Below are 26746 nucleotides of genomic sequence, written 5' to 3'. Positions count from 1 at the left end.
TGGCAAGTCAGGCGCTTCGAGTCGCCCCAACCTGGAGAGTTGAAATGGCTTATGTGGAAGGTTTTCTCATCCCCGTTCCGGCAGAAAAGAAGGACACCTATTTCAAGATGGCGCGCGATGCCTGGCCTATTTTTCGCGACCTCGGGGTCACCCGGCAGGTGGAATGCTGGGGTGACGATCTGATGAAGGGCGAGCACACCGATTTCTACCGCGCCGTCGCTGCGGAGGAGAACGAGAACGTGGTGTTTTCGTGGATGGAATATCCCGACAAGCAGACTCGAGACAAAGCCAATCAGGGGATGATGGAAGACGAGCGCTTCAAGGAACTTGGCGAAATGCCGTTCGACGGGAAGCGCATGATCTTCTCCGGCTTCACCACGGAATTCGACAGCGCGGATCAGCCCGGCTGACGCCAGAACGAGGGAGATGGATCATGGCCAACAGACACGGTGATTTCCTCTGGTACGAACTGATGACCACCGATGCCAGCGCGGCGCAGGATTTCTATGCCGCGCTGCTCGGGTGGAGTTTCGCGGACAGCGGCCAGGCTGAAATGGATTATCGCCTCGCCAGCAGGAACGGGAAGGACGTCGCGGGCTTGATGCAGATCAGCCCCGAAATGGCCACGGGCGGTGCCCGTCCCGGCTGGGTGGGTTACATTGCGGTCGACGATGTCGATGCGAGCGCCGCAGCGATCGAAGCCGCTGGCGGATCGGTTATGATGCCCCCAATGGACATTCCCGATGTCGGCCGCATGGCAATGGTCACCGATCCGCAGGGCGCGCCTTTCTACATCATGAAGGGCGCCGTTGAAGGAGGGGAAAGCACCAGTTTCGCCGCAGACCGTCCAATGGAAGGGCACTGTGCGTGGAACGAGTTGGCGACATCCGATCCGGAAGCCGCGAAGCAGTTCTACGGCGGCCTGTTCGGCTGGGTCAACGATGGCGAAATGGACATGGGCGAGTTCGGAAAATACCAATTCTGGAAGGTCGGTGACGAACGCGGCCACATGCTTGGAGCGGTGATGCCGCTGATGCCCGGAATGCCCGCCCCCGCATGGTCGTTCTATTTTCGGGTGCCGAATATCGACGCGGCAAAAACAAGGGTCGAGGAAAGTGGCGGGCAAATCCTGCAGGAGCCGATCGAAATTCCTGGAGGAGACTTTTCGCTGACGGCGATTGATCCGCAAGGCGCCGCCATCTGTCTCGTCGGGGCGCGATCATGACCGCAAAGAACACGATCTGCGTGTGGTACGACACGCAAGCTGAGGAAGCCGCGCGGTTTTACGCGAGCGTCTTCCCCGACAGTCACGTCCACCACGTTCATCGCTCGCCACTGGACAACCCGGGCAACAAGGCCGGCGATGTCCTGATGGTCGAATTTACCGTTTGCGGCGTGGCTTGCCTGGGTCTCAACGGCGGACCCAAGTTTCCACAGAGCGAGGCGTTTTCGTTCCAGATCGCCACCGACACGCAGGAGGAGACAGACCGTTACTGGAATGCGCTGGTCGGCAATGGCGGGGCAGAAAGCATGTGCGGTTGGTGCAAGGACAGGTGGGGGGTCAATTGGCAGATCACCCCGCGCGTGCTGACGGAGGCCATGGCGCAAGGCGGCGAGGAAGCGAAGCGCGCCTTCGCCGCCATGATGACCATGCAAAAAATCGACATAGCTGCTATCGAAGCCGCTCGTCGCGGCTGACTGGACACCAATCGGCAAAATCGCAATCGGGAGGCCCTGTATGGCTGATTACACCTTCTTCACCAATCCGATGAGCCGCGGACAGATCGCCCGCTGGGCGCTGCACGAAGCGGGGGCGGATTACGAAACCGAACTGGTGGACTGGACCGCCAAGCCGCAGGCGCTGCTGGATGCCAACCCGATGGGCAAGGTCCCGACGCTGATCCACCATCACGGCGGGCATGACCATGTGATCACCGAATGCGCCGCGATCTGCGCTTATCTTGCCGCCATGGCGGCGCCCGATCTCGCCCCTACGCCGGAAGAATGCGCCGATTACTACCGCGGCCTGTTCTTCGGTGCTGGTCCGCTGGAACAGGCGATTGTCGCGCATGCAATGGGCTGGGAGGTTCCCGAAGGAAAGGAAGGCATGGCCGGGTTCGGCACGTACGACCGGACCGTCGACACGTTGGAAAAACTGCTTAGCGGCCGAGACTATGTATGCGGCGAAAGGTTCACGATGGCGGACGTCTATGTCGGCAGCCAGGTTGACTGGGGGCTGCAATTCAAGAGCCTGCCCGAGCGCGACGTCTTCCAGTCCTACGCCGAGCGCCTGCGCAGCCGCGATGCCTACAAGGCGGCCAAGTCGGTCGACATGGCGCTGATCGAACAGGCCCAGGCCGCAGGCTAAGCCTGCTGCATCAGGAGACCCAGACAATGCACGAACTCGCTGTTACCCGAACGATCAACGCGCCAATCGCCCATGTCTGGCAAATCATGACGGAACGGCTGGCGGAATGGTGGTGCCCCAAGCCGTGGACCACGGAAATCGTGCGGCTGGACCGGCGCGCGGGCGGTGTATCCAATATCGTGATGCACGGCCCGAACGGAGAGGAGCACCAGACGCCCGGCCTGATCCTTGCCTGGTCGGAGGGGCACCATTTCGCCTTCACCGACGCGATTGCCCCCGGCCTGATCCCGGCAGAAGCCTTCATGATCGGCATCTGGGCGATCGAAGCCGAAGGGGACCGGACGCGCTACACCGCAGTGGCCCGTCACTGGACCGAAGAAGCCATGCAGCAGCATCTCGAAATGGGCTTTCACGACGGCTGGAGCACGGTCGCGGAACAGCTCCAAAGCCTGTGCGAACAGACTGCCGCCGAAGCGTAGTTCAGGAAAGCGCCCGGCTCTTACGGAGCAACTGATAGGCCTCGACTACCCGGCCAAGCCGCATCTCGTGCCGCCGGTCGCCGCCGTTGCGGTCCGGGTGATAGCGGCGCACCAGTTCCGAATACCGTCGGCGCAGTTTCGGGCGGTCGATGTCGGTGTCGAGACCGAGAACCTGCAACGCCAGAACCTCTTCCGCCGCAAACCGGCTGCCCCCAGGCCTGTTGGACTGCATCCCGGCCTGCCGGGCGGCGCGCGCCTTGATCCCCGCGGCGCGGGCGGAAATTGCCTCCAGCGGGTCCTCGTAATCGGCCCAGCGCGGCATGGCGTCGCCCGTTTCCGCCGCACGGAAAGCGCGCGCGGTGCTGGCCCAACCGGCAACCGGAGATTGCGCGGCGAGAATTTCATCCGCGCTCATTCCGTCGAACCAGTCGTATCCGGAATTGAATTCGCGTACATGATCGAGGCAGAACCAACGGTAATCGCCCGGCCCGTCGAAACTGGAGCCGCGTGGTCCGGGAGCACGGAATTCGCCTGCCTCTTCACAGCCGGGCGCGTCGCACCCGCGCCCTTCGGTTTCGAACCGTCCGTGGAACCTGTTACCGCGCATGGCTCTTTAGGATGGGGTGGGTTAGGGAAATTTCAAATACCAAAAAGGGAAATCGAATGAGCGTGCAGCAGGAAATGACCGAAATCCTCGACCGGGCCTTCGCGCCCACGCGGCTGGACGTGATCAACGACAGCGCCAAGCATTCGGGACATTCCGGTGATGACGGCAGCGGAGAATCGCATTTTACGATTCTGATCGAAAGCGAGGCCTTTGCGGGCCAGTCACGGCTTGAGCGTCAGCGGATGGTCAACAAATCGCTTGGTGACATCCCCGGAAATCGAGTCCATGCTCTGGCAATAAAGGCCACTGCCCCCGGGGAATGAGTGTCTGTATGGGGCGGCAGATGGAACGGGTGGGCCGTCAATTCTATGCTGCTTTCGAGAACGTATCGTCCGTCGCCTTCGCTTTCGCCGTATATCCGGCGTTATTACGTGTTCGAAGCCGACCTGCCGGACGACATGGTGATCGAAGACTTCCTGCTTGCCGAAACCGCCTTCGTTCGCAGTCTCCTCAAGGGCGAATGGCAAGGGGAGATCGCCCCGGGCGAATGGTCATGCCCCAGCAAGACCCTGTTTTTCGGTGCGAACGAAGTCCCCTTCAAGGTGCGCGTCCAAGGCAGTTTTCATGTTGTAGGCTTCGCAATCCGGCCAAGCGGGTGGCACGGCCTGTTCCGAAAGCCGCATCACGAATTCGTCGACCAATTGCTCCCGCTCCAAGACATCTGGGGTGATCTGGCCGGAAAACTGCAGGCCGCCATGGAAAGTGCGGAAACCGACGAGGCCAAGGTTGCCGCGATGGAAGCGATCATCGAAGAGCGGATCGCGTTCCTCGGTACTCCCGCGACCGACCCGGCGATTGCGAAGTTCGAAACGATTGCCCGGACCGACAGCACGATGCGGGTCGACGATGCCGCCGACGATGTCGGACTGTCAGTCCGCCAGTTCGAACGCCGTTGCCGTGCGTCCTTCGGCCTGACGCCCAAGGCCGTACTGCGCCGCAGCCGCTTTCTCGACATGGCCACTGCCATGCGCGGTTTCAGCAGCCCGACCGAGCGCGACCTGGCGGAATTGCGGTACTTCGACCAATCGCATCTCAACCGCGAATTTCGCCGGTTCACCCGCATGACCCCGCGGCAATTCGAACGTTCCGCCTCTCCGTTGCAGACGGCTGGTCTCAAATTGCGCGAGGAAAGCCGGTTCGAGGATTGAGCGAACAGGCCCGAGCGGCCATACGGTCATCAGGAGCATTCTCATGATCACCATTTCCCCCGTCACCCACGATCTCGGCGCCTTCAAGGTCCGGCGCGCACTGCCGTCGCGCCAGCGCACGATGGTCGGCCCGTTCATCTTTGTCGACCAGTTCGGACCGGCGCAGCTCGACCTCGGCAGCGGCATGGATGTCCGCCCTCACCCGCACATCAATCTCGCGACGGTGACATGGCTGTTCGAAGGGGCCATCGATCATCGGGATTCCCTCGGCAGTTTCGCGACGATCCGGCCAGGGCAGGTCAACCTGATGACTGCGGGCCGTGGCATCGTCCATTCGGAACGTAGCCCCCAGGCGGAACGCGACAGCGGACCGAAGCTCTACGGAATGCAGACCTGGCTCGCCCTGCCCGAAGCGCGTGAGGAAATGGACCCCGCGTTCGAAGCGGTGAAGGATTTGCCAGTTGTCGAAGATTGCGGCGCGACCGCGACCGTGATCATGGGCAATCTGTGGGGACAGCGTGCGCCGACCACCGTCTATGCCGAAACGATCTATGCCGAAATCCTGCTCGCCGCCGGTGGATCCTTGCCGATCGACGCCGACGCGGACGAGCGCGCGGTGATGCTGGTGGGCGGGGAAGCGAGCGTGGATGGCCAGCCGCTCGTGCTGTACGAATTGACGGTGCTCGAACCCGGCGTCGGCATGAAACTCGCCAGCCAGAGCGGCGGAAGGGTGATACTGCTTGGCGGAGAAGCGATCGCGACCAAGCGCCATGTCTGGTGGAATTTTGTCAGTTCCAGCCGGGACCGGATCAACCAGGCAAAGCAGGACTGGAACGAGGGCAATTTTCCCAAGGTCCCGGGCGATGAAAAGGAATGGATACCCATTCCCGAAAAGCCGAACACCGTGAGCTATCCATGACCGTCGGCCCGACGGTCTGGATCACCGGGGCCTCGTCAGGCATTGGCCGCGCGCTTGCGCTCGGCTGGGCCAAGGATGGCGCACGGTTGATCCTGTCTGGCCGGGACCGCGAACGGCTTGGCGACGTAGCCAAGGAAGCAGGCGGCGAAACCCTCGTCCTGCCGTTCGAGGTCACTGATCACGAAGCCATGACGTCTGCCGTCGAACGGGCGCTGGAATGGAGCGGCGGAATCGACGTGCTGGTCAACAATGCGGGCATTTCGCAGCGCAGCCTCGCAGTCGAAACCGCGCTGCAAGTGTACCGCGACATCGTCGAAATCGACCTGATGGCGCCGATTGCCCTGACCCAGGCGGTGCTGCCGCATATGGCGGCGCGGGCCAGCAGCAAGCTGGTCTTCATTTCTTCCGTCGCGGGCAAGGTCGGGGTGCCGCTGCGCACCGCCTATTGCGCCGCCAAGCACGGCTTGATCGGTTACGCCGACGCCCTGCGGGCCGAACTCTCGGCAAGCGGAGTGGAGGTCCACGTCGTCGTGCCGGGTTCCGTTGCCACCAATGTGTCGCGCAATGCGTTGGCGGCGACCGGCGCGAAGCGCGGCGTCAGCGACCGGGCAATAGACAACGGCATCCCGCCGGACGAGGCTGCCGCGGAAATCCTCGCCGGGATTGCTGCCGGCCAGCGGGAGATCATCGTCGCGCGCGGCGTGGAACGCGCGATGGGCGAAATGCGCCGGACGCCGGATCAATTGTTCGACCAGATCGCCGATATGGTTGCCAAGGGGTATATCGAGAAAATGGAACCGCAGCCGTCATGAACATCGAACAGAAGCGGGTCACGCTGGCGAACGGCATCGAGCTGGATGTGGCGGATGTCGGTCCAACGAACGGGGACAGCGACGCCCCGGTCCTGATCTTCCTGCACGGTTTTCCCGAAAGCCACCGCACCTGGCGCCATCAGATCGCGCATTTCTCGGACCGCTTCCGCTGTATCGCGCCGGACCAGCGCGGCTATCGCGGTTCTTCCGCGCCGCAGGACGTCGCCAGCTATACGCCCGACAAATTGATCGGCGACGTCTTCCAGATGGCGGATGCGCTCGGCGTGGGAAAATTCACCATCGTCGGCCACGATTGGGGTGGCGCAATTGCCTGGGGAACGGCTCTCGGCGGGCAAATGAACGGACGCGTTACCCGTGCGGTTGTCGCCAACGCTCCCCATCCCGCGATCTTCCAGAAGCTGCTCTATCTCGACCCGGCCCAGCGCGAAGCGAGCCAGTATATTCGAGCCTTCCGCGATCCGGCCAACGATGCTCTCGTGCGCGAACACGGGCTGATCGGCATACTGCTCAAAGCTGTCAGATGGGACCGCCCCTCGACCATGGAACAGGACGAACGCGATGCGCTGCTGCAGGACTGGTCCAACCGTGAAAACGCCATGGCAATGCTCAACTGGTATCGCGGCAGCCCGATCGTGGTCCCACCGATGGATGCGCCGTTCGAATTGCCCGCTGACTACCAGCCGATGACGCTGCCGAACCTGACCATCCCGACACTGGTGATCTGGGCCATGGACGACCTCGCCCTGCCCCCGTCCAACCTTGAGGGACTGGATGAAATCATCGACGACCTGACGTTGGTGCAGGTCCCAGGTTGCGGGCATTTCGTGCCATGGGAAGCGCCCCAACAGTTCAACGCCGCACTGGAAGCGTTTCTGGAGCGGACTGCTTAGTCCGCGAACCATTCGGCCCACGCCCCGTGGGGGTGCCCGCATCCAAGCAACTGCCCGGCCCCGCCGCCAGGCCAGTAGCGAACGCTCAGTTCGTGTCGGAATGTCTCGCGATTGGTTTCGAGCGAAACCCAGGCTAGCGGGCTTGATGCCGTAGCGCCGCGTGCCGCACTGGCCATCGCCTCCTCGATGTGCTGGCGCGTTGCTGGCGGAATATACTGCCAGACGATTGAATGCAGCAGCACCCGGGTGACCCCCTCCTCGGGAGCCTGCGTCAACATCTCGTCCACGAAGGGCCCCGCATCCTGATGCGCGATCAGCGGCGGGCTTTCGGCAGCCAGCGCAGCCGCTACATCGATCCGGGCGAGCCGGTGGCGGGCTTCGGGCCACACATAGCTTTTAAGTTTTAAAGCCATCGCAGGATCGCGAAGGTCGATCGGAGCCTGGTCGCAGCCCCGGATCGAGACAATCTCCACCGCTGCATCAGGGGGCGGCGCGCCGCGCCATTCGGGAACAATCCGCATGGGCGAATTTGGCGGCCCTTCCGTCACGCCGCCAAGGTCGAAATAATACCGGTCCATCATGGTGTTGACCCCGGCGCTTGCACCAAGCTCGAACAGGCTAAATTTCGGCCCCAGCCGCACCGACAGCCACTTCAGCGCCGCCATGAACGCCCACGACCGCCCGGCTTCGTTGGTCTGCGGCGGTCCGTCCAGCCACGGTAACAGGCGGGTGTCGTATTTCCGGACCAGCTCCAGGACTATGGCATCGATCTGGCCCTGATCGTTGAGGAGGCCGGCATAGACCGGTTCCAGCCGCCGATCCTCGCCGGTCAGCACCAGATTATGCAAGCCGCCCGCAAGCCGGAGCGGCAACGCATCCTCAACCACCTTGCCCTGCCAGCCCGCCATTCTTCGCCCGGTGGCGGTATCGCTGTCCAAGACCGCAACCTGCGCCCGGACAATCTTGCCGGTGCCGGGCGCGCCCGCTTCTTCGGCGTGGCGGGCCTGCCATTCGATGCCGCCGGCCACCGTGCCGATATCCATGATAGCGTCCGTCATGCGCAGGTCCTCCAACTAGTTTGCATTGCCCTTTGCCGGTTGTCGCACTATCTGCCGCCCCATGCCGCAAATGCTAACTTTCGCCGTCCCAAAGGGACGTATCCTCGACGAGGCGCTGCCGGTCATGGCGCGCGCCGGAGTGGTGCCCGATGATGCATTTCACGACAAGGCCAACCGCTCCCTGAGTTTCGCCACCACCAGCGACGATATGCGCCTGATCCGCGTCCGCGCCTTCGACGTGGCGACTTTCGTGGCGCACGGCGCGGCCCAGATCGGCATTGTCGGGTCCGACGTGATCGAGGAATTCGAATACGCCGACCTCTACGCACCGGTAGATCTCGACATCGGCCACTGCCGCCTGTCGGTAGCAGAACCGGCGGAACGTGGCACCAGCGCCGACGGAACCAGCCACCTCCGGGTCGCGACAAAATATCCCAACATCACCCGCCGCCATTTCGAGGCGCAGGGAATCCAGGCCGAGTGTGTCAAGCTCAACGGCGCGATGGAGCTCGCCCCCAGCCTTGGCTTGTCCGGCCGGATCGTCGATCTCGTTTCGACCGGGGCAACCCTGAAGCAGAACGGGCTCGTGGAAACCAGCCGGATCATGGAGATTTCCGCGCGGCTTATCGTCAACCGCGCGGCGCTTAAAACCGATGCGCGCGTCGCAGCGCTGGTCGATGCATTTCGCGGGAACGCTCGTAGCGGCAACCAGGGCGGAGCGGCGGCAGCGTGATGAAAATGCTCAGGATCACCGACGAAGGCTTTGAAAAAGCGTTCAAAAAGATCGTCAACGATCGCCGCGAGAGCGACGACAATGTTGCGCAGGACGTCACTCTGATCATCAATGAAGTGCGCCGCCGGGGTGACGCCGCGCTGGCGGAATACACTGCGCGCTTCGACAATCACCGCCTGACCGAAGACGATGACTGGCGAATTTCCGCGGAAACCTGCCGCGCCGCGTTCGAAGGGCTCGACGATGTATTGCGCGATGCCCTGGTCCTCGCCGCCGACCGGATCCGCGCCTATCACGAAGCGCAATTGCCCGAAGACCGCGATTACACCGACAGCATCGGCGTGCGGCTTGGTGCGCGGTGGCTCCCGGTTGATGCGGCGGGTCTGTATGTTCCGGGCGGCCGGGCGGCATACCCGTCCTCGCTGCTGATGAACGCCATTCCGGCCAAGGTCGCCGGCGTTGCCCGGCTGGTCGCGGTGACCCCCACACCCAAGGGCGTTACGAATCCGCTGGTGCTGGCCGCGGCGCATCTGGCCGGGGTCGATGAAGTCTGGCGCGTCGGCGGCGCGCAGGCGGTTGCCGCTCTCGCCTATGGCACGGACCGGATTGCGGCGGTCGACGTGGTGACCGGCCCGGGTAACGCATGGGTGGCGGAGGCCAAGCGCCAGCTCTTCGGCGTCGTCGGTATCGACATGGTCGCCGGACCCTCAGAAATCCTGGTTATTGCCGACAACAAGAACAATCCCGACTGGATCGCTGCCGACCTGCTTAGCCAGGCCGAACACGATCCGGACGCCCAGTCGATCCTGATTACCGACGACGAGAAGTTCGCCTGGCAGGTGGAGGACCGGGTCGACGTGCAATCTTCGATGCTGTCCACCAACAAGACGGCCAGTGCCAGTTGGGAACGCCACGGCGTGATGATCGTGGTCGAAAACCTGGACCAGGCGGCACCGCTCGCCAACCAGCTGGCGGCCGAACATGTCGAGCTGGCCCTTGACGACCCCGACGCCATGTTCGCCAAGATCCGCCATGCGGGCAGCGTATTCCTTGGCCGTCACACGCCGGAGGCGATCGGCGATTACGTCGCTGGGCCCAACCACGTGCTGCCCACTGGTCGCCGGGCGCGTTTCGCCAGCGGCCTGTCCGTGCTCGATTTCATGAAGCGCACCAGCTTCCTGTCTGCCGACGAAGACGCCCTCGCCGCAATCGGCCCTGCGGGAATTGCGCTGGCCAACGCGGAAGGCCTTCCGGCCCATGCCAAATCGATTGAAATGAGATTGAAATGAACAAGCCCGCAACGCCGCCCAAATCGCAGGCCCGATCTGCCGCGCGTCTCGCCGCGGTCCAGGCGCTGTACCAGCAGCAGATGGAAAAAACCGCGCTGGCGCGGCTGCTCAACGAATTCCACCAGCACCGGCTGGGCCAGGAAATCGAGGATGAGCAATACGCCGATGCGGAGGTCGATTTCTTCGACGACGTCGTCAGCGGAGTGGACGCCCGCCGCGAGGAAATCGACGAATTGCTGCAATCGAAACTCGCCGAGGGCTGGAAGATCGACCGGCTGGACAAGACGATGGTCCAGATCCTGCGCTGCGGCGCGTATGAATTGCTCGCCCGCGCCGACGTGTCGAAAAAGGTCGTGATCAGTGAATATATCGATGTTGCGCACGCTTTCTTCGACGAGAAGGAAGCGAAATTCGTCAACGGCGTGCTGGATTCGGTCGGCAAGGCCGTGCGTCCGTGAGCCGGCCCTCCCTTGACGGGGAGGAAGGACTGATCGCCGCCCTGCGCGCATTCGCCACCCATCCGGCGGCGCGCGGCCTGACCGATGATGCAGCGGTGCTGGAAATCGGCACCGAGACCCTCGTCCTGACGCAGGACAGCATGGTCGAGGGAATTCACTATCTCGCGGGACAGGACATGGCCGATGTCGCGTGGAAGCTCGCCGCGACCAACCTGTCGGACCTGGCGGCGAAGGGCGCGAAGCCGTCGGGCGTCCTCTACACCCATATGCTCGGCGCGGACGATGACCGGTTCATCGACGGACTGGCCGAGGTGTTGGCGGAGTATGACGTCCCCCTGCTGGGCGGCGATACCGTAGCTGCGAATGGCCCGCGTTGTTTCAGCCTCACTGCGATCGGTCGGGCCACCTTTACTCCTGTCCCTTCCCGCTCCGGTTCCTGCCCGGGCGAGGCTGTATACCTGACCGGCCCTGTAGGCGCGGCGATGATGGGTTTCGAAGCCCTGCAAGGCGGCACGGACCACGATACTACCGCCTATCGCCGGCCGCGTCCGCTGCTTGCCCAAGGGCGCGCACTCGCTCCGCTGGTCAGCGCGATGATGGATGTGTCCGACGGCGTGCTGCTCGACGCACGCCGACTTGCCGAAGCCAGCGGCGTCACGATCTCCATAGACTCCGCATCGGTTCCCATCGCCGCCCCGGAAGCCCGCCGCGCGGACGCGTTGCGCTGGGGCGATGATTACCAGTTGCTGTTCACCGGCGCGGAGGATACCGCGTGGCCGGTTCCGGTATACAAGATCGGCATGGTCGAAGCCCGCGCGCGGCACGTGCTGCTGGTCGACGGGATGCCCCCGGATCCAGACGACGCCCTCGGTTATCATCACGCTCGCTGACCGTCCGAAACCTTGCCAACAGGGCTGACACCAACGGGGCTTGCGCCCCTTCACCGCGCCCCTATACCTACCCGCCAAGCAGGACCTGAATAAAAGAGGCCGCTTTCTATCTGATCCACTGGGGAAGGATGTTCGTGTGAATCTAGTACTTATTTCAATTGGGCTGGGACTACTTGCCATTATTTATGGCATCGTCACTAGCCGCCAAGTGCTGAGCGCTGACGCCGGCAACGCAAGAATGCAGGAAATCGCCGGGGCCATCCAGGAAGGCGCGCAGGCCTATCTGAAGCGCCAATATACCACGATCGCCATGGTCGGCGTGGTGGTTGCGATCATCGTTTTCATTTTCCTCGGGGCCATCTCCGCCACCGGCTTCGTCGTCGGAGCGGTGCTTTCGGGTGTCGCGGGTTTCATCGGGATGAATATCTCGGTTCGTTCGAACGTGCGCACCGCCGCCGCGGCGCAGCGCGGATTGCAGGCCGGCCTGACCGTGGCGTTCCGCGCCGGGGCGGTTACCGGCATGCTCGTCGCGGGCCTCGCCCTGCTGGCAATCGCGGTCTTCTTCTACGTCATGACCGCGTCCATGGGTCTCGATCTCACCATCCTTGCGGAAAAGCGCGAAGTCATCGACGCACTGGTCGGCCTGGCCTTCGGTGCTTCCCTGATTTCGATTTTCGCGCGTCTCGGCGGCGGGATCTTCACCAAGGCGGCCGATGTCGGCGCCGATCTGGTTGGCAAGGTCGAAGCCGGAATTCCGGAAGACGATCCACGCAACCCTGCCACCATCGCGGATAACGTCGGTGACAATGTCGGCGACTGCGCCGGGATGGCGGCCGACCTGTTCGAAACCTACGTCGTGACCGTTGGCGCCACCATGGTGCTGACGGCGTTGCTGCTGACCAACCTCGGCGAGGAAGGGCTGCTGGCCCTGATGAGCCTGCCATTGCTTGTGGGCGGTGTCTGTATCGTCACCTCGATCATCGGAACGTACATGGTCCGCCTCGGGTCCTCCAACAACATCATGGGCGCGTTGTACAAAGGCTTCATCACCACCGCGGTACTGTCTATCCCGGCGATCTACTGGGCGACCGATTACGCCATCGGCATGGGCACGACCTACACCGTCGACGGCCAGACTTTCAGCGGCATGTCGCTGTTCTGGGCCATGATGGTCGGCCTTGCGGTTACCGGCCTGATTATCTGGATCACCGAATACTACACCGGCACCCAGTTCCGTCCGGTGCGGTCGATCGCGAAATCATCCGAAACCGGCCATGGGACCAACGTCATCCAGGGTCTTGCGATCAGCCTTGAATCGACCGCATTGCCGACGCTGGTGATCGTGGTTGCCATTGTCGTGACGTACCAATTGGCCGGCCTGATGGGCATTGCCTACGGCGCGACAGCAATGCTGGCACTCGCCGGCATGGTCGTGGCGCTGGACGCGTACGGTCCGGTTACCGACAACGCTGGCGGGATCGCCGAAATGGCCGATCTGGACGAAAGCGTGCGGGAAAAGACCGATGCGCTGGATGCCGTGGGCAACACCACCAAGGCCGTGACCAAGGGTTATGCCATCGGTTCGGCAGGTCTGGCAGCCTTGGTGCTGTTCAGCGCCTATACCGCCGATCTCAAGGAGTTTTTCCCGGACCTTGAAGTCAGCTTCAGCCTGGAAAACCCCTATGTGATCGTCGGCCTGCTGCTCGGCGCCTTGCTGCCTTACCTGTTCGGAGCGATGGGCATGACCGCCGTGGGCCGCGCTGCGGGCGACGTGGTCAAGGACGTCCGTGCGCAATTCGCTGCCGACCCGGGCATCATGGCCGGGACATCGCGTCCCGACTATGCCCGCACGGTCGACCTTGTGACCAAGGCCGCGATCAAGGAAATGGTGATCCCGTCGATGCTGCCGGTTCTGGCCCCGATCGTGGTCTATTTCGTGATCACCGCAGTGGCGGGTCAGGCGAACGGTTTTGCCGCCCTTGGGGCATTGCTGCTCGGCGTGATCGTCTCGGGGATCTTCGTGGCGCTGTCCATGACCGCCGGCGGCGGCGCGTGGGACAACGCCAAGAAGTACATCGAAGACGGCAACCACGGCGGCAAAGGTTCCGAAGCGCACAAAGCTGCGGTGACCGGCGATACCGTGGGCGATCCCTACAAGGACACTGCGGGCCCTGCCGTGAACCCGATGATCAAGATCACCAACATCGTGGCGCTGCTGCTGTTGGCGGCTCTCGCGGCGGCTTGATCGCCACCTGAAACGCTAGGCGAGCAATCGCCAGCTCAAGATAGGGCGCGGATGCCTGACGGTGTCCGCGCCCTTTCTTGTGCCGGGTGCCGCTGCATTAATTTTTCATCAGCACCACCCTGTTACGTGCATTGTGCGGCGCAATCTGCCGCGCGAAGCAAGGGTTAACGGTTGGCCAGCCTTCCGCTCCACCACGAAACGGACAAAGATTGCCTGAACACCGCGCGGCTTCTGGGCGTGCGGGACGGCATTACGCTGCTCGACTGGCAAGAGTTTGCCAGTTCCGACGCGATTGCGGAATGGGATGCGCTTGCGTTGACGGCGAGCGAACCCAATCCATTCTTCGAAAGTTGGAACCTGCTGCCCGCTCTGGCCAATCTGGACCGCGGCAGCAACGCTCGGGTCGCAATCTTTCGCTGCGACGGTAAGCTATGCGGGCTGATGCCTGTGGCACGCTCGGCCCGCTACTACGGCTATCCAGTGCCGCACTGGCACAATTGGGTCCACCACAATGCCTTCTGCGGCATTCCCTTGGTGTCTAAGGGGTACGAGTCCGCGTTCTGGACCGCACTGCTGCAGACCCTCGATTCCCGCCCGCGCAACGGCCTGTTCCTGCATCTGACGCAGTTGCCGACCGGCGGCGCCGTTCACACGGCCTTGATCCGTCTGCTCGCAGGGCAGGAGCGACCTGCCGGGGTGGTCCATTCCGAACAACGCGCCATGCTTCAATCGGCCGGGCCCCCGGAAGCGTATTTCGAAGCGTCCCTCAGCGGCAAGAAACGCAAGGAACTGCGCCGCCAGCACAGCCGCTTGTCCGAAGCCGGCGCTGTGAAATTTCGCCGGGACCTGACAGGCGAAGCCATCGATGCATGGTGCGATGATTTCCTCAAGCTCGAACAAGCTGGATGGAAAGGCCGGGGAGGTTCGGCGCTAGCTTCCGATCCCGCAACTGCATCGTACTTCCGCGCAACTCTTCGCGGCGGCGCCACCCGCGGCAGGGCGGAGCGGTTGACCCTTTCACTAAATGACCGCCCGATCGCGATGCTGGTGAACTTCCTCGCGGCGCCCGGCAGCTTTTCCTTCAAGACCGCTTTTGACGAAGATTACTCGCGGTTTTCCCCGGGGGTCCTGCTGCAGCGCGAGAACCTTGCCCTGCTGGGCCGGCCAGACATCGACTGGTGCGACAGCTGCGCGTCCGCCGACCATCCGATGATCGAGCGGATCTGGCGGGAAAAGCGGACGATCCAGCGGATCAACATCGGGATCGGCGGCACGCTGCGCCAATCGCTTTTTCGCCAATTGCTACGTGCCGAAAATGGTTTTGCGGCAGGAGGTCTGTGACCATGGGCGATACGCTAGGCGGGGAAATCTTCAACGAGACGGCGCGATTGCAGTTTGCCGCAACCTATCCGGAAATTCCTCATATCCTGGGCCACAATCTGGCGCATCATCCACTGCTGACGCTGGATGCGCTCGCCGGACTGGCCGCTGAATTGCCCGGCATCTCGATAGAATACAACCGCGGCGACCTGCCCATCGGGGTGGACGGAAAGCCGGGCGCGACCGGACTGTCGATCGAAGACACCATCCGCCGCATAGCCACTAGTAACAGCTGGGCAGTGCTGAAGAACATCGAACAGGTGCCCGCCTATAACGCGCTGCTCCTCGCGCTACTCGGCGAACTGCGCGGAGAAATCGAAGCGCGCACCGGCGCGATGCTTCGTCCCCAGGGGTTCGTGTTCATCTCCAGTCCCAACGCCGTGACCCCGTATCATTTCGACCCGGAACACAACATCCTGCTGCAACTGACCGGCAGCAAGGTCATGACCCAGTTCCCAGCCGGAGACGGCTTCTATGCGCCCGACCAGGTGCACGAGAGCTATCACGCTGGCGGAGCACGCGAACTGGTCTGGCGGGAAGAAATGGCGGACGGTGGGCGGGATTTCGCCCTGACCCCGGGTCAGGCGATTTATGTGCCGGTCATGGCACCGCACTTTGTACGCAACGGTCCGGAAAGCTCCATCTCCCTGTCGATCACATGGCGCAGTGACTGGAGTTTTGCCGAAGCGGAAGCGCGGGGCTTCAACCGTCAGTTGCGGAAACTTGGCATCGCCCCTGCGCCGCCGGGGCGGTGGCCGGCACGTAATTTCGGGAAGTCGGCAGCGTTCAGGATATTGCGAAAACTTTCCGTCACCGGGTAAGCGCAGCGTTGACGAAGTCGCTGCCGGACCGCAATGCGCAGCCCATGAGCGAAACCCCTTCCCCTGAACAATTGGTCGCCAATCTCGTCCGGCTGCTGACTGTCGAGCCCTCCGGCGCGGATAATTATGTCGGCCGTCCCCAGCCCGGCGGTGTTGGCCGCGTGTTCGGCGGGCAAGTGATCGCCCAGGCTCTCCAGGCGGCGCAACTCGCCGCGCCCGAAGGCATGACCGCGCATTCACTGCATGCCTACTTCCTGCGCGGCGGCACTGAAGGCCCCGCGATAGATTACGCCATCGCCCGCGATTTCGATGGCCGGAGTTTCGCCAATCGGCGGGTAGTCGCGAGCCAGTTGGAAGACGGTGCCAGTCGGCCCATACTGAACCTCACCGCCAGCTTTCAGCGGCCCGAGGAGGGGTTGGAGCACCAGGCCTGCACCATGCCGGACGTCACTCAGCCGGAGGATTTGAAGTCCGATATGGACCAACGACAGAAGATGGTCGCGGCAATGCCGAATCTTGATGACGACCATCGAGCCTTGATCCTGCGCCCGCGCCCGATTGAAACGCGCACGGTCGACCGGCTGCATTGGATGAATAGCGAACCCAGGGAACCGCGCGCGCACAGCTGGTTTCGCGCCGCCGCCGCGCTGCCCGACGATCCGGCGATCCACCGCGCGGTGATTGCCTATGCGAGCGATTACACCCTGCTCGGAACCGCAGCGCTGCCCCACGGCCTGAGCTGGATGCGCGGTGAAATGAACGGGGCCAGCCTCGATCATGCGATCTGGTTCCACCGCCCTGCCCGCGCCGACGAATGGCTGCTGTATGTAACCGACAGCCCGTGGAGCGGCGGCGGCCGCGGATTTAACCGGGGAAGTATCCTGACCCGCGAAGGCACTCTCGTCGCCAGCGTCGCGCAAGAAGGCGTGATCCGACGGCGGAAGCGGTGATTGGTTTAGGTAAAATGGCAGCACCGATCATACATCTGCTGCTCGGTCCTGCTGACAGACAAAAAAATGGGTCCCGAATGGAACCCATTTTTTTCTAATAAGCTGACCGACTTAGTTGTCGAAGATCCAATCCCAGATTGAACGAAACATAGTTAATCTCCTGTTGCGAGTGACACAGCAGGATTACGTTAACCTTAATTGTTTGTAAACTATTAACCAAGTTTATGGGAGAACGTTGGCATATCCATTTGTAAATCAAGGGTTTCTTTTAGTTCACTTAGTGATAATGGGCGCGCGATCAGGAAACCTTGGCCAATGTCACAGCCCATTGCCCTCAACAAATCAAATGATTCGCGGTCTTCGATTCCTTCCGCAACTACAAGGACTCCGGCATCTTTAGCTAAACGAATTATATTCGCGACGATTGCTCTTGCCCGCTTCGATGTGGTCATCCTGCTGACAAACTTCCGATCAATTTTTATTTCGTCAAATGGTAGTTCGAGCATTGCATCTAGATTAGCGCTCGCCACGCCGAAATCATCCATCGAAAATCTAACACCGCTTTGTTTGATTACTTCGAAAACGTCGCGAGCAATGGCGAAGTTCTCAATCCGGGCGGTTTCAGTTACCTCTATGGTCAATTTCGAGGGATCCATCGACGTTTGTGAGAGACTCTCGCCAATCATAACCGCCATGCGATCGTCCAAAAACTGAATCGCAGAAGCGTTCACTGAGATCGTCGGTTTGTGTCCATCAATTCCGAGCGAGTTGGCGGCGCGAAGACTCTTTAGCAATATGCGTTTAGTCAGGTCATCCAGGCGGCCAACTCGCTCACACTGCCCAATGAAACGTTCTGGCGAAATCTCGCCCCGTTCTTCATCAACCCACCGCGCGAGTGCCTCCGCACCTACAATCAAGCCGGTCGCAAAAGAGATTTGCGGTTGGAGCTTGATGGATATTCTATCTTCCGACAGCGCACTCTCCAAACGTGCCTGCAAGGAATGATCCCAAGTGTCACTGTCGACTTCAAGATCTGAAATCACAAACACTGGTTGATAAGCTTCACGCGCTTGGTCTGCAGCCGCGATGGCCGAACTCAAGCGGCTGGATACCGATTTCCCGATGCAATTTTCAGCCCCGATCGTCATGGAGACATCGATCGGACGTTCCGCAATCGTGATCGATTGCGAAACTACCGCACGCAACCCGGAGAGGTGTTCATGCAGATCGTCGGTCGACATATTCCTGAGGAAGAATCCAAAATACTTACCGCCGTCGTAGTAGATTGTCTCGCCAGTGTCCCCCAACGAGAGACGAGCGCCGATTTGCCGCAAGTAACGAGCCTGCTCGGTCAACGAAAGCGTAGCAAAAACCGCGTCCAAGCGGGCGACCTTTGCCACCACAATCGCGCAGAAATCGCTGTTCCGATCATCGTCAAGGTCACGTTGCAAGGCAGCAAAATTTGGTAATTTGCTCCTGGCATCACGATAGAGATAGCGTCTTTTGTAGTTCGCGACCCCCCTGAACAGACCATAGAAAATTGCGATCGCTGAAGGTTCCGAGAAGGTTGTCCGCACTCCCAGCCAAGCAGTCAGCATGAAACACGCTATGAGAAAAATGCTCCATACTGCGTAAAAGCGGAACCTAGTCTCTTTGTTAGCAAATAGCATCGATCCGAGTAAAAGGGCGAAACCAAATGTGCTCAGTAGAACGAGCCAATGCGGGTTCTGGCCACTGCCACGCATCAACGTTTCTGCTCCGATGATGTGGATCATCGACGAGGTTGTCTCTCCTACACGGGCCGCCTTGATTTTGCGCTGAGAACTATCTGAAACGCTCAAGAGAACGGTCTTACCCGTGAATCGTTCGTCCAACTTGCCTGCAAGCCCTTCAACCTGATCCAGGTCAAATTTGGGAACCGATGCGATGTTGATCGTATAGTCGGGGCAGATACTGGCATCTTTACCTGACTTCGCAGCAAGCGCGAAGGCAAGTGAACTCAATTGTGTCTCTGGGCCGCTATTCTGCCCCGCCAGAACCCAAACGTAGCCCATAAAGTCGGTTTGGTAGTCGCTGCTGACACGTCTTGCCCCTTCGGCAAAATAGGGGTCGCTTCTTACAATGTCCTGACCCTGACGAGGTATGCTTTGCACCGCTTCCGCCAAGATGACACGTTCGCCAAGTTGCTCCAGAGACGTCCTCAGAGAGAAATCAGCTTTCGGCTCTCCTTGTAACCGAAGTGGCATATCGATGAAAATTCGCTCAACGCCGACCTTGTCAAGATAATCCAGAGACTCAGCAAGCTGTAGGTTATCAGTGCGGCGGATTGCAGACCCTTCTCCCCCCAATTCCACGAGGACGATGTCGCCGCTGGCCTGGTGCGTGAACATCTTCGATTGGAGGGCCCATGCCGCGATATCCAGCGGGCGCAAAATTGTTGTGACGCCAACGAGTATCGCCAAAATTATGGCGATAGCCGCGTGGCGGAACCTTTCCTTGGCCAACAATTTTCGCGCGAAGTGGTAGATGGGTCGCTCCTCTTACAGAGGCAGCCGTACGGCCATATGGTAAACATCCCGTTTACAATTGCCGCCGCCGGTACCGCATCGCCTGCAAAACCGCGGTTAAACCTCGACGACCCCTAGGACCCCGCGTGGTAATAATCGTAGATAGTTTGCGCCACGGCGTCGCTGACACCCGGCGCGCGCTGCAGGTCCTCCAAGGAAGCGGCGCGAACCTTGCTGGCGGTTCCGAAGTGCATCAGCAGCGCCCGCTTGCGGGCCGGACCGATGCCGGGAATCTCGTCCAGTGGTGACGCGGTGATCGCCCGGCTGCGTTTCGCGCGGTGCGCGCCGATGGCGTAGCGGTGAACTTCGTCGCGCCACATCTGCAGCTGGAACAGCACCGGCGAGTTCGTCGGCAAGGTCTTTTCGCGCCCGTCGGGGAAATGGAACACTTCGCGGCCTTCGCGGCCATGGTCGGGGCCCTTGGCGATAGCGATCAGGGGGACATCCTCAATCCCCAGTTCCTCCAGTGTGTCGCGCACCGCGCTCATGTGGCCCTTGCCGCCGTCGATCAGCACAAGGTCCGGCCACATGCCCGCGTCGCGGTCCGGATCTTCCACCTGCACGCGGGAGAAACGGCGCTGCATGACTTCGCGCATCATGCCGAAATCGTCATTCCCTTGCGCGGTCTTAATGTTGAATTTGCGGTACTGGTTCTTGAGGAAGCCTTCCGGACCAGCGACGACCATTCCGCCAACCGCTTTCGACCCCTGGATATGGCTGTTGTCGTAGATTTCGACGCGCTGCGGGACTTCGGGCAATTCGAGGAATTCCGCCAGTTCGCGCAGGGTTTTCGCCTTGGTGCCGCTTTCGGCCAACCGCCGTTCGAGCGCTTCGACAGCGTTGCGCTGCGCTTGTTCCATCAGCCGCCTTCGGTCACCTCGCTGGGGGATCGATATCTCGACCTTGTGTTCCGCAATGGCGGCGAAGGCTTCCTCCATGACCGTCTGGTCGGGCAGTTCGCGATCGACCAGAATGGTGCGAGGCGGCGGGACTTCTTCGTAGAACTGCGCCAGCACATTGGCGAGGACGTGGCCCTCTTCGACCTCCCTGGTGTGGCTGGGAAAGAACGCACGGTGCCCCCAGTTCTGCCCGCCGCGGACGAAGAAGGCCTGGATCCCGACCTGCCCGCCTTTCTCGGCCAGCGCGAAGACATCGGCATCGCCGACGCCGCTGGCGTTGATGGCTTGGCTGCCTTGGATGAAGGTCGCCGCCCGCAGGCGGTCCCGGAGCATGGCGGCGGATTCGAAATCCAGTTTCTCCGCAGCTTCGGCCATCTGGCGCTCGATCTTAGACTGCACGGCGGAGCTCTTTCCGCCGAGGAAATCCTTCGCTTCCTGCACCAGGCCGTCATACGCCGGTTGGTCGATGCGGCCCACACACGGCGCGGAGCAGCGCTTGATCTGGTAAAGCAGGCACGGCCGGTCGCGGCGGCTGAAAAAGCTGTCGGTGCAGGACCTCAGCAGGAACAGCTTCTGCAGCGCGTTGATCGTGGTGTTGACGCTGCCCGCGCTGGCGAACGGGCCGTAATAATTACCCTTCGCGCGCCGCGCACCGCGGTGTTTCATGATCCGCGGAAAGTTGTGATCCATGCGGAGCAGGATGAAGGGAAAGCTTTTGTCGTCGCGCAGCAGCACATTGTAAGGCGGGCGAAACCGCTTGATGAACTGCGCCTCCAGCAGCAGCGCCTCAGCCTCGCTGTTGGTGGTGACGATCTCCATCTTGCGCGTCTGGCTGACCATGCGCTGCAGCCGGCTGGTCAGATTGGCCACCTGAAGGTAGTTGGCGACCCGGTTCCGCAGCGCGCGAGCCTTCCCGACATACAGCACGTCGCCGCGCGCATCGAGCATGCGGTAAACACCGGGTTTGGGCTTGAGCGTCTGGACCGTTTCCCGGATCGCGGCGATCCCCGCCTCGAGGTCCGGCTGGCCGCTACCGCGCACAGTGTAGCTGGCGCGGTCTTCGTTGAAGCGATCGGCACCGGCGGGTGACGGGGGAGTTCCTGCAGGCGTGCGGGTCATGACCGGTGAGATAGGCGCTGGCACGGGTCCATGGAAGGCCCGAGTTGACGCCAATCCCCATTGTGATACCCCGGACCTTGTGACCCTGGTGATAATCGGGGCGCTGCGGGAGATGCCAGTATGCGGCAGCTACAGGGAATGGACGCGTCGTTTGTTGCGCTGGAAACACGCAACTCCCCCATGCACATAGGCAGCCTGCTGATTTACAATCCGAAATCCGCACCGGGCGGCTTTGTCCGCTTCAAGGATGTGCTGAGCTTTTTCGAGAGCCGGATGCAATTGTCCCGCACCATGCGCCAGCGGCTGGTGAAAGTACCGTTCGACCTCGATTACCCATACTGGATCGAGGATCCCGATTTTGACCTCGAATATCACGTCCGTCACGTTGCCCTGCCAAAACCGGGGGACTGGCGGCAATTGTGCATCCAGGCTGCGCGGATATTCGCCCGCCCGCTGGACCTGACCCGGCCGCCTTGGGAATTCACCCTGATCGAAGGGCTGGAAAACATCCCCGGCGTCGATCCGGGCTGCTACGCGATGGTCACCAAGGTCCACCATTCGGCGATCGACGGTATGAGCGGGGTCGACCTGATGGAAGCACTGCACACGCTGGCCGCCGACACCCCGCCGCCGTCCGCGCCTGACACATGGAAGCCCGAGCGAGTGCCGACCGGCGCGGAGCTGCTTGGCAAAAGCTACTTCAACGCCGTTACCAACCCGGTAAAGCAGATGGAAGTCGCGGCCCGGGCCGCACCCGGCCTGGCCAAGGCGATCAAGGGCCTCGCAGCGAAGGATTTCAATGTCAGCGGCGAAATGCTCGCCCCGCGCACCCGTTTCAACAAGGTGATCTCCTCCGCGCGCGTGGTCGAAGGCCGCAGCGTCCCGCTGGCCGATATCAAGGCGATCCGCGCGCTCGCCCCGGGCTGCAAGGTGAACGACGTATTCCTGGCGATCATCGGCGGCGCGATGCGCAAATATCTGCTGGCGAAGGATGATTTGCCCGCCAAGACCCTGACCGCGATGGCGCCGATCTCCGTGCGCTCGGATACGGAAAAGGGCGACATGGGCAACCAGGTAGCCGCCATGATCGCGCCGCTCGGGACGCATCTGGAAGACCCGGCGGAGAGGCTGGCTTTCGTTCATTCACGGACCACCAACAGCAAGGCCATGACCGACGCGATCGGCGCCCGCAACATGACGGAGATGAGCAAAGTCAGCCCGGCCTTGTTCATGGCACTCGGCGCGCAGCTTTATACGCGGCTCGGTCTCGCCAATCGCGTTGGGCCGCCATTCACCACCGTGGTCACCAACGTGCCCGGCCCGCCGGTGCCGATCTATTCCTGCGGCTCCCAGCTGGAAAGCATGATGGGCCTGCTGTGCCTGAATGACGGGCTCGGCCTCGGCCATGTAGTGCAAAGCTATTGCGCGGAAGCCACGATCGCCTTCACCGCCTGCCGCAAGATCATGCCCGATCCGGAATTTTACGCACAATGTATCGAGGAAAGCTTCGAGGAATTGCGCGATGTCGCAGCCGCGTCCGTGGGAACAACGGCGAAGACTGGGAATTCTCCTAACAAGGCGAAATCTTCAGCCCGCAAATCAGCCAAAGCCGTGACCGCGAAAAACGCAAAGGCTCCGGCTGGCAAACCTGCAGCCAGGAAGACCGCAACAAAGAAATCCCCGGCGCCCGAGAAAGCACCGGCAGCCAGAAAGACCAAAGCATGACGCAAGCTGGAACTTCCGACACCGCCCGGACCGCGCGGCCGCCTAGCCGCCTGTTGACGATTGCGGAACCGTCCCGCGCGCTGGTTGAACTGGCCAGCTTCTTCGCCCTCCGCCCCGCGATGAGCCTGTTGCCGCGCGGCGACGGTCACGGGGTGCTGGTGCTGCCCGGCTTCATGGCGTCAGATGGTTCAACCAAGCCGATGCGCAGCCTGCTCACCAGTCTCAATTACGACGTTCAGGGCTGGGATCTCGGCCGCAACGTCCGGGTCGACAACGACCGGGTGGATGCGATGAAAGTGTGTGTCGAGGCCCTGTATGAACGATCGGGCGGCAAGATTTCCATTATCGGCTGGAGCCTGGGCGGAGTATTCGCGCGCGAACTGGCCAAGATGATGCCGGAAAAAGTCCGGCTGGTGATTTCACTTGGCAGCCCGATTTCGGACGACCGCGGCCATACCAACGCCGCGCGCCTGTTCGAATGGCTGAATGGCAAGACGCCGGAACCGGTCCAGCGGGGCATGTTTACCGGACTTCACGAGGCCCCTCCGGTGCCGACCACCTCGATCCTGACCAAGACGGACGGCGTCGTCGGCTGGCGCGGCTCGGTCCAGACCAGGACCGACGAGGCCGCCCAGACGGAAAACATCGAAGTCCATGCCAGCCACTGCGGACTGGGAGTCAATCCGGCCGTGATGCTGGCAATCGCCGACCGGCTTGCCCAGCCCGAAGGCGCGTGGCAGCCCTTCGAAGCCAAGGGACTGGCGCGTGCGGTCTTTCCGCGGAGCAAGCTGCACTAAGCGGGAGGGTATCCCCCGCTTCAGAACATCTTGCGCACGTCGATGCCCACATAGCGGCCAACCGGGTCGATCAGCGCGGGCTGATAGTTCAGCGGCACGTTGCCATCCTCGTCAGTGACCCGCCGTGCGCCGTCGAACACATTATCGGCCCGCAGTGAAACTCGCAGCCCCTTTAGCAGGCCATCCTCTTTCTTGAAGTAGGTGCCCAGATCGGCGAAGAATCGCAGGTCGACCTTGGCAAGGCCGCCAAACTCTAGATCGCTGCTGCCGAGTGCATCACTGCCGTCGATCCGCGTGGGACCAAGGTAACTGCCGGATAGCCGAAGGCCCAGTCCCCCGCGGAACATACCTGCTTCAAACCGCGTATTGTTACGCGATACCGCGCCCCCGCCGCCGATGAGGTCGATAACCGGTACTCCGGGGGCGATCAGGATTTCGTTTCTAAGGTCGAGCGTGAGGTTGAGGCTGACAAAAAAGCGGCCGCGGCCATCATCGCCACCGCCCGGCATTCCAGGAGGTCCGCCGCGACCGCCCCGGCCCCCGCGTCCGCCCCGTCCACCGGCGCCCGGACCACGTTCGCCTTCCGCGCCGCCTACGGGGGCACGTGGCTCGCCGAAGCTGCCGCGTAATGACAGGCCTAGCGCGAGGCGATCGAGAAACGTCTGGCTATAGGTGACGGGCCGGCGGTCCACCGCCAGCAGCGTGCCGTCCACATCGCGCGTGATACGGTCCGGGAAGGCGGCTTCGATTTCGGACGTAAGCGTGGGAAACGCGCTGGACACATCGTCAGACCGGTTCCGGCTGTAACTCGCCTCGACATTGGTATTCTCGATAAAGGGCACCTTCCAGTTGGCGGAGAAAGTCCAGTCCTTCTGCGTTTCCGCAATCAGGAACGGATTTCCGCCCGAGGTGATGGTGGCCAGTACTGTCTCGTTCTGTACGAAATCATAAGTCGAAACGTTGAAGGTCACGACTTCCGGGCTGCCAAGCTGGCTTAGCGACGGCGGACTTTCGCGGTTCACATATGTTGCTGTCAGGTCGAGCTGTTCGAACGGCGCCCAGGTCAGGCTGGCGGTCCAGTCATACAGCGTGCCGAAATCGGAAAGGCGATCGAAACCGCCAGCGAAGTTCAGGCTGACATCACCAACCGCGGCGAGAAAATCGTCGCGCGTGCTGGTGACCGGGATGGATACGTTAACCCCGCCGTTAAGGTTTCCGCGCGTCAGGTCGGTCGCGATATCGGTCCGGCTGTCGGCGCCTTGGATGTCGTTCCAATTATAGCCCAGATCGAAGGTCAGGTTCACCTCTCCCGCCGGGAGGAGCAGCGCCGCGCCCTGCAGCGTGGCCTTGCTGCTGGCACTCTTGGTGTTGGTCGTGACGAGCGCGAAGCCCGGATCGCCGAGCCCCGGCAACGGACCGTCGATGGCCAGGGAACCATCGGCGGCGTCCTGGACCAGACCGGACGTGTCGGGTCGCAAGTCGATCTGGGACGTACTGTTGGTCAAACCCGCATCGGCGGTCGCCGTGAGCTGGAACGCCCCGACCGGCCGGTTGTAGCTGATCGATGCCGACCCGGTGTCGGACGATGTTCTTTGCTCAAGCGGATTATCCGCCCCGAAAGTGCGAAGCGCGACGTTGCCGAGCGGATCGGTCAACACCACGGAATTCAGGCCCGACAGGCTGCGGCTTTCGTTACGTTCGTACGTCCCGTTAAGGCCAAGCGAAGCCCCGCTACCGGCGAAAGACCTGGCGTAGTTTGCCGTCCCCTCGAACGAGAAAGTGTCAGATACCAGGCTACGGAAATCGGCCTGCGCGGGATCACCGGCCACCAGGGAAACGCTCGACGGGGTCTGCTCGACCCCGCGCTCGCCTTCGGTCAGCAGGGACTGGTCGGATACTTCCAGGTTGACGTTGATCCGGGCTCCGTTCGCGATCTGGAGCAGCGTTACTTCCTGCTCGGTGCGCGAAAATCCGCCGCGGTCGGGCTGTTCGTATTCCGCCTCTGCCGTAACCGCGGAATAATTGTCCTTGAGGATGAAGTTGATGACCCGCCGGTCTGGCGAGAAGCCGTATTGCTGGGCGACTTCTTCCGGCAGCACTTCCACCTTGCGGATCGCTTCTGGCGGATAGGACCGGAATTCGCGGAAGCTGCCGACCCGGATTCCGTTGATCAGGAACACCGGCTGGCCGCCGCCCCGCCCGCGTGACGACTGCGTCACGGTTCCGAGGGCCTCTACCAGGTCCGCAATCGAGCTTGCCCCGTAGGCCGAGATATCCGCCTCATCGAGTTCCACGATCGGCGCCTGCGCAGTATCGACCTGCCCGCGCAGCCGGTCCGCCGTGACCACGATCTCATCGATGATCGAGCCATCGTAACCGGGCTCTTCCTCGGGCTGTTCGCCCAAGGGTTGGACACCGCCCTGCCCGTTCTGGGCCAGCACGGGCACGGAAACAGCCAGCGCAGCGCAAGCACAGGAACTCATCAAAAATCGCATGTTCATGCGGGGGGCA

25 protein-coding genes are annotated in these 26746 nt (G+C 61.9%); 20 read left to right on the top strand and 5 right to left on the bottom strand.

From position 1 onward, the window contains the following. Positions 1-44: 44 nt before the first annotated feature. From GRI65_RS13300 to GRI65_RS13280, 5 genes are read left to right on the top strand one after another with little or no spacing between them, the layout of a single operon-like run. Positions 45-410, top strand: coding sequence for a DUF1428 domain-containing protein (locus GRI65_RS13300; RefSeq protein WP_160757028.1), 366 nt, complete (start codon positions 45-47; stop codon positions 408-410). A 23-nt stretch (positions 411-433) separates the two neighbouring features. Continuing rightward, positions 434-1225, top strand: a complete 792-nt coding sequence (locus GRI65_RS13295; protein WP_160757027.1) for a VOC family protein — start codon at positions 434-436, stop codon at positions 1223-1225. Then, positions 1222-1698 carry a VOC family protein gene (locus tag GRI65_RS13290; RefSeq protein WP_202391318.1) on the top strand — a complete coding sequence of 159 codons (477 nt, stop codon included), beginning with the start codon at positions 1222-1224 and terminating at the stop codon, positions 1696-1698. The genes GRI65_RS13295 and GRI65_RS13290 overlap by 4 nt, the downstream gene beginning before the upstream one ends. A 40-nt stretch (positions 1699-1738) precedes the next feature. Further along, entirely contained in the window at positions 1739-2368 is a 630-nt protein-coding gene (locus tag GRI65_RS13285) for a glutathione S-transferase family protein (protein ID WP_160757026.1), read from the top strand. A 26-nt stretch (positions 2369-2394) separates the two neighbouring features. Further along, a complete protein-coding gene (locus GRI65_RS13280; protein ID WP_160757025.1) occupies positions 2395-2847 on the top strand; it encodes an SRPBCC domain-containing protein in 453 nt (150 codons plus the stop codon). A gap of 1 nt (position 2848) precedes the next feature. On the opposite strand, the gene GRI65_RS13275 is transcribed toward GRI65_RS13280, so the two are convergent. Further along, a complete protein-coding gene (locus GRI65_RS13275) occupies positions 2849-3454 on the bottom strand; it encodes a J domain-containing protein (RefSeq protein WP_160757024.1) in 606 nt (201 codons plus the stop codon). Positions 3455-3510: 56 nt separating this feature from the next. Here GRI65_RS13275 and GRI65_RS13270 point away from each other — a divergent pair, with 56 nt between their 5' ends. The 5 genes from GRI65_RS13270 to GRI65_RS13250 are packed head-to-tail and all read left to right on the top strand — an operon-like array spanning position 3511 to position 7304. Continuing rightward, entirely contained in the window at positions 3511-3777 is a 267-nt protein-coding gene (locus GRI65_RS13270; protein ID WP_160757023.1) for a BolA family protein, read from the top strand. A 45-nt stretch (positions 3778-3822) separates the two neighbouring features. Further along, positions 3823-4662, top strand: coding sequence for a helix-turn-helix domain-containing protein (locus tag GRI65_RS13265; protein ID WP_160757022.1), 840 nt, complete (start codon positions 3823-3825; stop codon positions 4660-4662). A gap of 43 nt (positions 4663-4705) precedes the next feature. Further along, the gene (locus tag GRI65_RS13260) at positions 4706-5581 is read left to right on the top strand and encodes a pirin family protein (RefSeq protein ID WP_202391317.1); all 876 of its coding nucleotides are present in this window, start codon (positions 4706-4708) and stop codon (positions 5579-5581) included. Further along, entirely contained in the window at positions 5578-6393 is an 816-nt protein-coding gene (locus GRI65_RS13255) for an SDR family NAD(P)-dependent oxidoreductase (protein ID WP_160757021.1), read from the top strand. Before GRI65_RS13260 ends, GRI65_RS13255 begins: the two co-directional genes overlap by 4 nt. Then, the gene (locus GRI65_RS13250; RefSeq protein ID WP_160757020.1) at positions 6390-7304 is read left to right on the top strand and encodes an alpha/beta fold hydrolase; all 915 of its coding nucleotides are present in this window, start codon (positions 6390-6392) and stop codon (positions 7302-7304) included. The genes GRI65_RS13255 and GRI65_RS13250 overlap by 4 nt, the downstream gene beginning before the upstream one ends. Here the strand turns inward: GRI65_RS13250 and GRI65_RS13245 are convergent. Next, complete coding sequence (locus GRI65_RS13245; protein WP_232844139.1) at positions 7301-8362, bottom strand: DUF2332 domain-containing protein; 1062 nt, start codon at positions 8360-8362, stop codon at positions 7301-7303. The two genes, GRI65_RS13250 and GRI65_RS13245, sit on opposite strands and share 4 nt — an antisense overlap. 61 nt (positions 8363-8423) lie before the next feature. Here GRI65_RS13245 and hisG point away from each other — a divergent pair, with 61 nt between their 5' ends. The 8 genes from hisG to GRI65_RS13205 all read left to right on the top strand — a co-directional run bounded on the left by hisG (position 8424) and on the right by GRI65_RS13205 (position 17128). Further along, a complete protein-coding gene (gene hisG / locus GRI65_RS13240; RefSeq protein ID WP_160757019.1) occupies positions 8424-9095 on the top strand; it encodes an ATP phosphoribosyltransferase in 672 nt (223 codons plus the stop codon). Between the two features lie 5 nt (positions 9096-9100). Beyond that, positions 9101-10384: a histidinol dehydrogenase gene (hisD, locus tag GRI65_RS13235; protein ID WP_160757152.1), complete on the top strand. Its 1284-nt coding sequence runs from the start codon at positions 9101-9103 to the stop codon at positions 10382-10384. After that, positions 10381-10842: a transcription antitermination factor NusB gene (nusB, locus tag GRI65_RS13230; RefSeq protein WP_160757018.1), complete on the top strand. Its 462-nt coding sequence runs from the start codon at positions 10381-10383 to the stop codon at positions 10840-10842. The genes hisD and nusB overlap by 4 nt, the downstream gene beginning before the upstream one ends. Further along, the gene (thiL, locus tag GRI65_RS13225) at positions 10839-11732 is read left to right on the top strand and encodes a thiamine-phosphate kinase (protein WP_408609052.1); all 894 of its coding nucleotides are present in this window, start codon (positions 10839-10841) and stop codon (positions 11730-11732) included. The genes nusB and thiL overlap by 4 nt, the downstream gene beginning before the upstream one ends. 136 nt (positions 11733-11868) lie before the next feature. Then, the gene (locus GRI65_RS13220) at positions 11869-13977 is read left to right on the top strand and encodes a sodium-translocating pyrophosphatase (protein ID WP_160757017.1); all 2109 of its coding nucleotides are present in this window, start codon (positions 11869-11871) and stop codon (positions 13975-13977) included. A 171-nt stretch (positions 13978-14148) separates the two neighbouring features. Further along, the gene (locus tag GRI65_RS13215; protein ID WP_202391316.1) at positions 14149-15318 is read left to right on the top strand and encodes a GNAT family N-acetyltransferase; all 1170 of its coding nucleotides are present in this window, start codon (positions 14149-14151) and stop codon (positions 15316-15318) included. 2 nt (positions 15319-15320) lie between these two features. Continuing rightward, a complete protein-coding gene (locus tag GRI65_RS13210; RefSeq protein WP_160757016.1) occupies positions 15321-16178 on the top strand; it encodes a cupin domain-containing protein in 858 nt (285 codons plus the stop codon). A gap of 44 nt (positions 16179-16222) precedes the next feature. Next, complete coding sequence (locus GRI65_RS13205) at positions 16223-17128, top strand: acyl-CoA thioesterase (RefSeq protein ID WP_160757015.1); 906 nt, start codon at positions 16223-16225, stop codon at positions 17126-17128. Positions 17129-17340: 212 nt separating this feature from the next. Here GRI65_RS13205 and GRI65_RS13200 read toward each other — a convergent pair whose 3' ends face one another. Beyond that, entirely contained in the window at positions 17341-19632 is a 2292-nt protein-coding gene (locus GRI65_RS13200; RefSeq protein ID WP_160757014.1) for an EAL domain-containing protein, read from the bottom strand. Positions 19633-19769: 137 nt separating this feature from the next. Then, positions 19770-21713 carry an excinuclease ABC subunit UvrC gene (uvrC, locus tag GRI65_RS13195; protein WP_160757013.1) on the bottom strand — a complete coding sequence of 648 codons (1944 nt, stop codon included), beginning with the start codon at positions 21711-21713 and terminating at the stop codon, positions 19770-19772. Positions 21714-21851: 138 nt separating this feature from the next. On the opposite strand from uvrC, the gene GRI65_RS13190 reads away from it, so the two are divergent. Both GRI65_RS13190 and GRI65_RS13185 read left to right on the top strand, forming a co-directional pair. Beyond that, positions 21852-23438 carry a WS/DGAT/MGAT family O-acyltransferase gene (locus tag GRI65_RS13190; protein WP_160757012.1) on the top strand — a complete coding sequence of 529 codons (1587 nt, stop codon included), beginning with the start codon at positions 21852-21854 and terminating at the stop codon, positions 23436-23438. Continuing rightward, positions 23435-24235: a lipase family alpha/beta hydrolase gene (locus GRI65_RS13185; protein WP_160757011.1), complete on the top strand. Its 801-nt coding sequence runs from the start codon at positions 23435-23437 to the stop codon at positions 24233-24235. Before GRI65_RS13190 ends, GRI65_RS13185 begins: the two co-directional genes overlap by 4 nt. Before the next feature lie 20 nt (positions 24236-24255). Here GRI65_RS13185 and GRI65_RS13180 read toward each other — a convergent pair whose 3' ends face one another. Next, the gene (locus GRI65_RS13180; RefSeq protein ID WP_160757010.1) at positions 24256-26736 is read right to left on the bottom strand and encodes a TonB-dependent receptor; all 2481 of its coding nucleotides are present in this window, start codon (positions 26734-26736) and stop codon (positions 24256-24258) included. Positions 26737-26746 lie beyond the last annotated feature (10 nt).

The sequence above is a fragment of the Allopontixanthobacter sediminis genome, assembly GCF_009828115.1.
GTDB classification, from domain to species: domain Bacteria; phylum Pseudomonadota; class Alphaproteobacteria; order Sphingomonadales; family Sphingomonadaceae; genus Allopontixanthobacter; species Allopontixanthobacter sediminis.
Note: the sequence above shows the minus strand (reverse complement) of the source record. Positions and strands in the feature narration are given on the sequence as shown.

Excerpts from the sequence above, each read along its gene's own strand:
- GRI65_RS13300 (WP_160757028.1), top strand. The coding sequence starts at position 45 with ATGGCTTATGTGGAAGGTTTTCTCATCCCCGTTCCGGCAGAAAAGAAG.
- GRI65_RS13295 (WP_160757027.1), top strand. The coding sequence starts at position 434 with ATGGCCAACAGACACGGTGATTTCCTCTGGTACGAACTGATGACCACC.
- GRI65_RS13290 (WP_202391318.1), top strand. The coding sequence starts at position 1,222 with ATGACCGCAAAGAACACGATCTGCGTGTGGTACGACACGCAAGCTGAG.
- GRI65_RS13285 (WP_160757026.1), top strand. The coding sequence starts at position 1,739 with ATGGCTGATTACACCTTCTTCACCAATCCGATGAGCCGCGGACAGATC.
- GRI65_RS13280 (WP_160757025.1), top strand. The coding sequence starts at position 2,395 with ATGCACGAACTCGCTGTTACCCGAACGATCAACGCGCCAATCGCCCAT.
- GRI65_RS13275 (WP_160757024.1), bottom strand. The coding sequence starts at position 3,454 with ATGCGCGGTAACAGGTTCCACGGACGGTTCGAAACCGAAGGGCGCGGG.
- GRI65_RS13270 (WP_160757023.1), top strand. The coding sequence starts at position 3,511 with ATGAGCGTGCAGCAGGAAATGACCGAAATCCTCGACCGGGCCTTCGCG.
- GRI65_RS13265 (WP_160757022.1), top strand. The coding sequence starts at position 3,823 with ATGCTGCTTTCGAGAACGTATCGTCCGTCGCCTTCGCTTTCGCCGTAT.
- GRI65_RS13260 (WP_202391317.1), top strand. The coding sequence starts at position 4,706 with ATGATCACCATTTCCCCCGTCACCCACGATCTCGGCGCCTTCAAGGTC.
- GRI65_RS13255 (WP_160757021.1), top strand. The coding sequence starts at position 5,578 with ATGACCGTCGGCCCGACGGTCTGGATCACCGGGGCCTCGTCAGGCATT.
- GRI65_RS13250 (WP_160757020.1), top strand. The coding sequence starts at position 6,390 with ATGAACATCGAACAGAAGCGGGTCACGCTGGCGAACGGCATCGAGCTG.
- GRI65_RS13245 (WP_232844139.1), bottom strand. The coding sequence starts at position 8,362 with ATGACGGACGCTATCATGGATATCGGCACGGTGGCCGGCGGCATCGAA.
- hisG (WP_160757019.1), top strand. The coding sequence starts at position 8,424 with ATGCCGCAAATGCTAACTTTCGCCGTCCCAAAGGGACGTATCCTCGAC.
- hisD (WP_160757152.1), top strand. The coding sequence starts at position 9,101 with ATGCTCAGGATCACCGACGAAGGCTTTGAAAAAGCGTTCAAAAAGATC.
- nusB (WP_160757018.1), top strand. The coding sequence starts at position 10,381 with ATGAACAAGCCCGCAACGCCGCCCAAATCGCAGGCCCGATCTGCCGCG.
- GRI65_RS13210 (WP_160757016.1), top strand. The coding sequence starts at position 15,321 with ATGGGCGATACGCTAGGCGGGGAAATCTTCAACGAGACGGCGCGATTG.
- GRI65_RS13205 (WP_160757015.1), top strand. The coding sequence starts at position 16,223 with ATGAGCGAAACCCCTTCCCCTGAACAATTGGTCGCCAATCTCGTCCGG.
- uvrC (WP_160757013.1), bottom strand. The coding sequence starts at position 21,713 with ATGACCCGCACGCCTGCAGGAACTCCCCCGTCACCCGCCGGTGCCGAT.
- GRI65_RS13190 (WP_160757012.1), top strand. The coding sequence starts at position 21,852 with ATGGACGCGTCGTTTGTTGCGCTGGAAACACGCAACTCCCCCATGCAC.
- GRI65_RS13185 (WP_160757011.1), top strand. The coding sequence starts at position 23,435 with ATGACGCAAGCTGGAACTTCCGACACCGCCCGGACCGCGCGGCCGCCT.
- GRI65_RS13180 (WP_160757010.1), bottom strand. The coding sequence starts at position 26,736 with ATGAACATGCGATTTTTGATGAGTTCCTGTGCTTGCGCTGCGCTGGCT.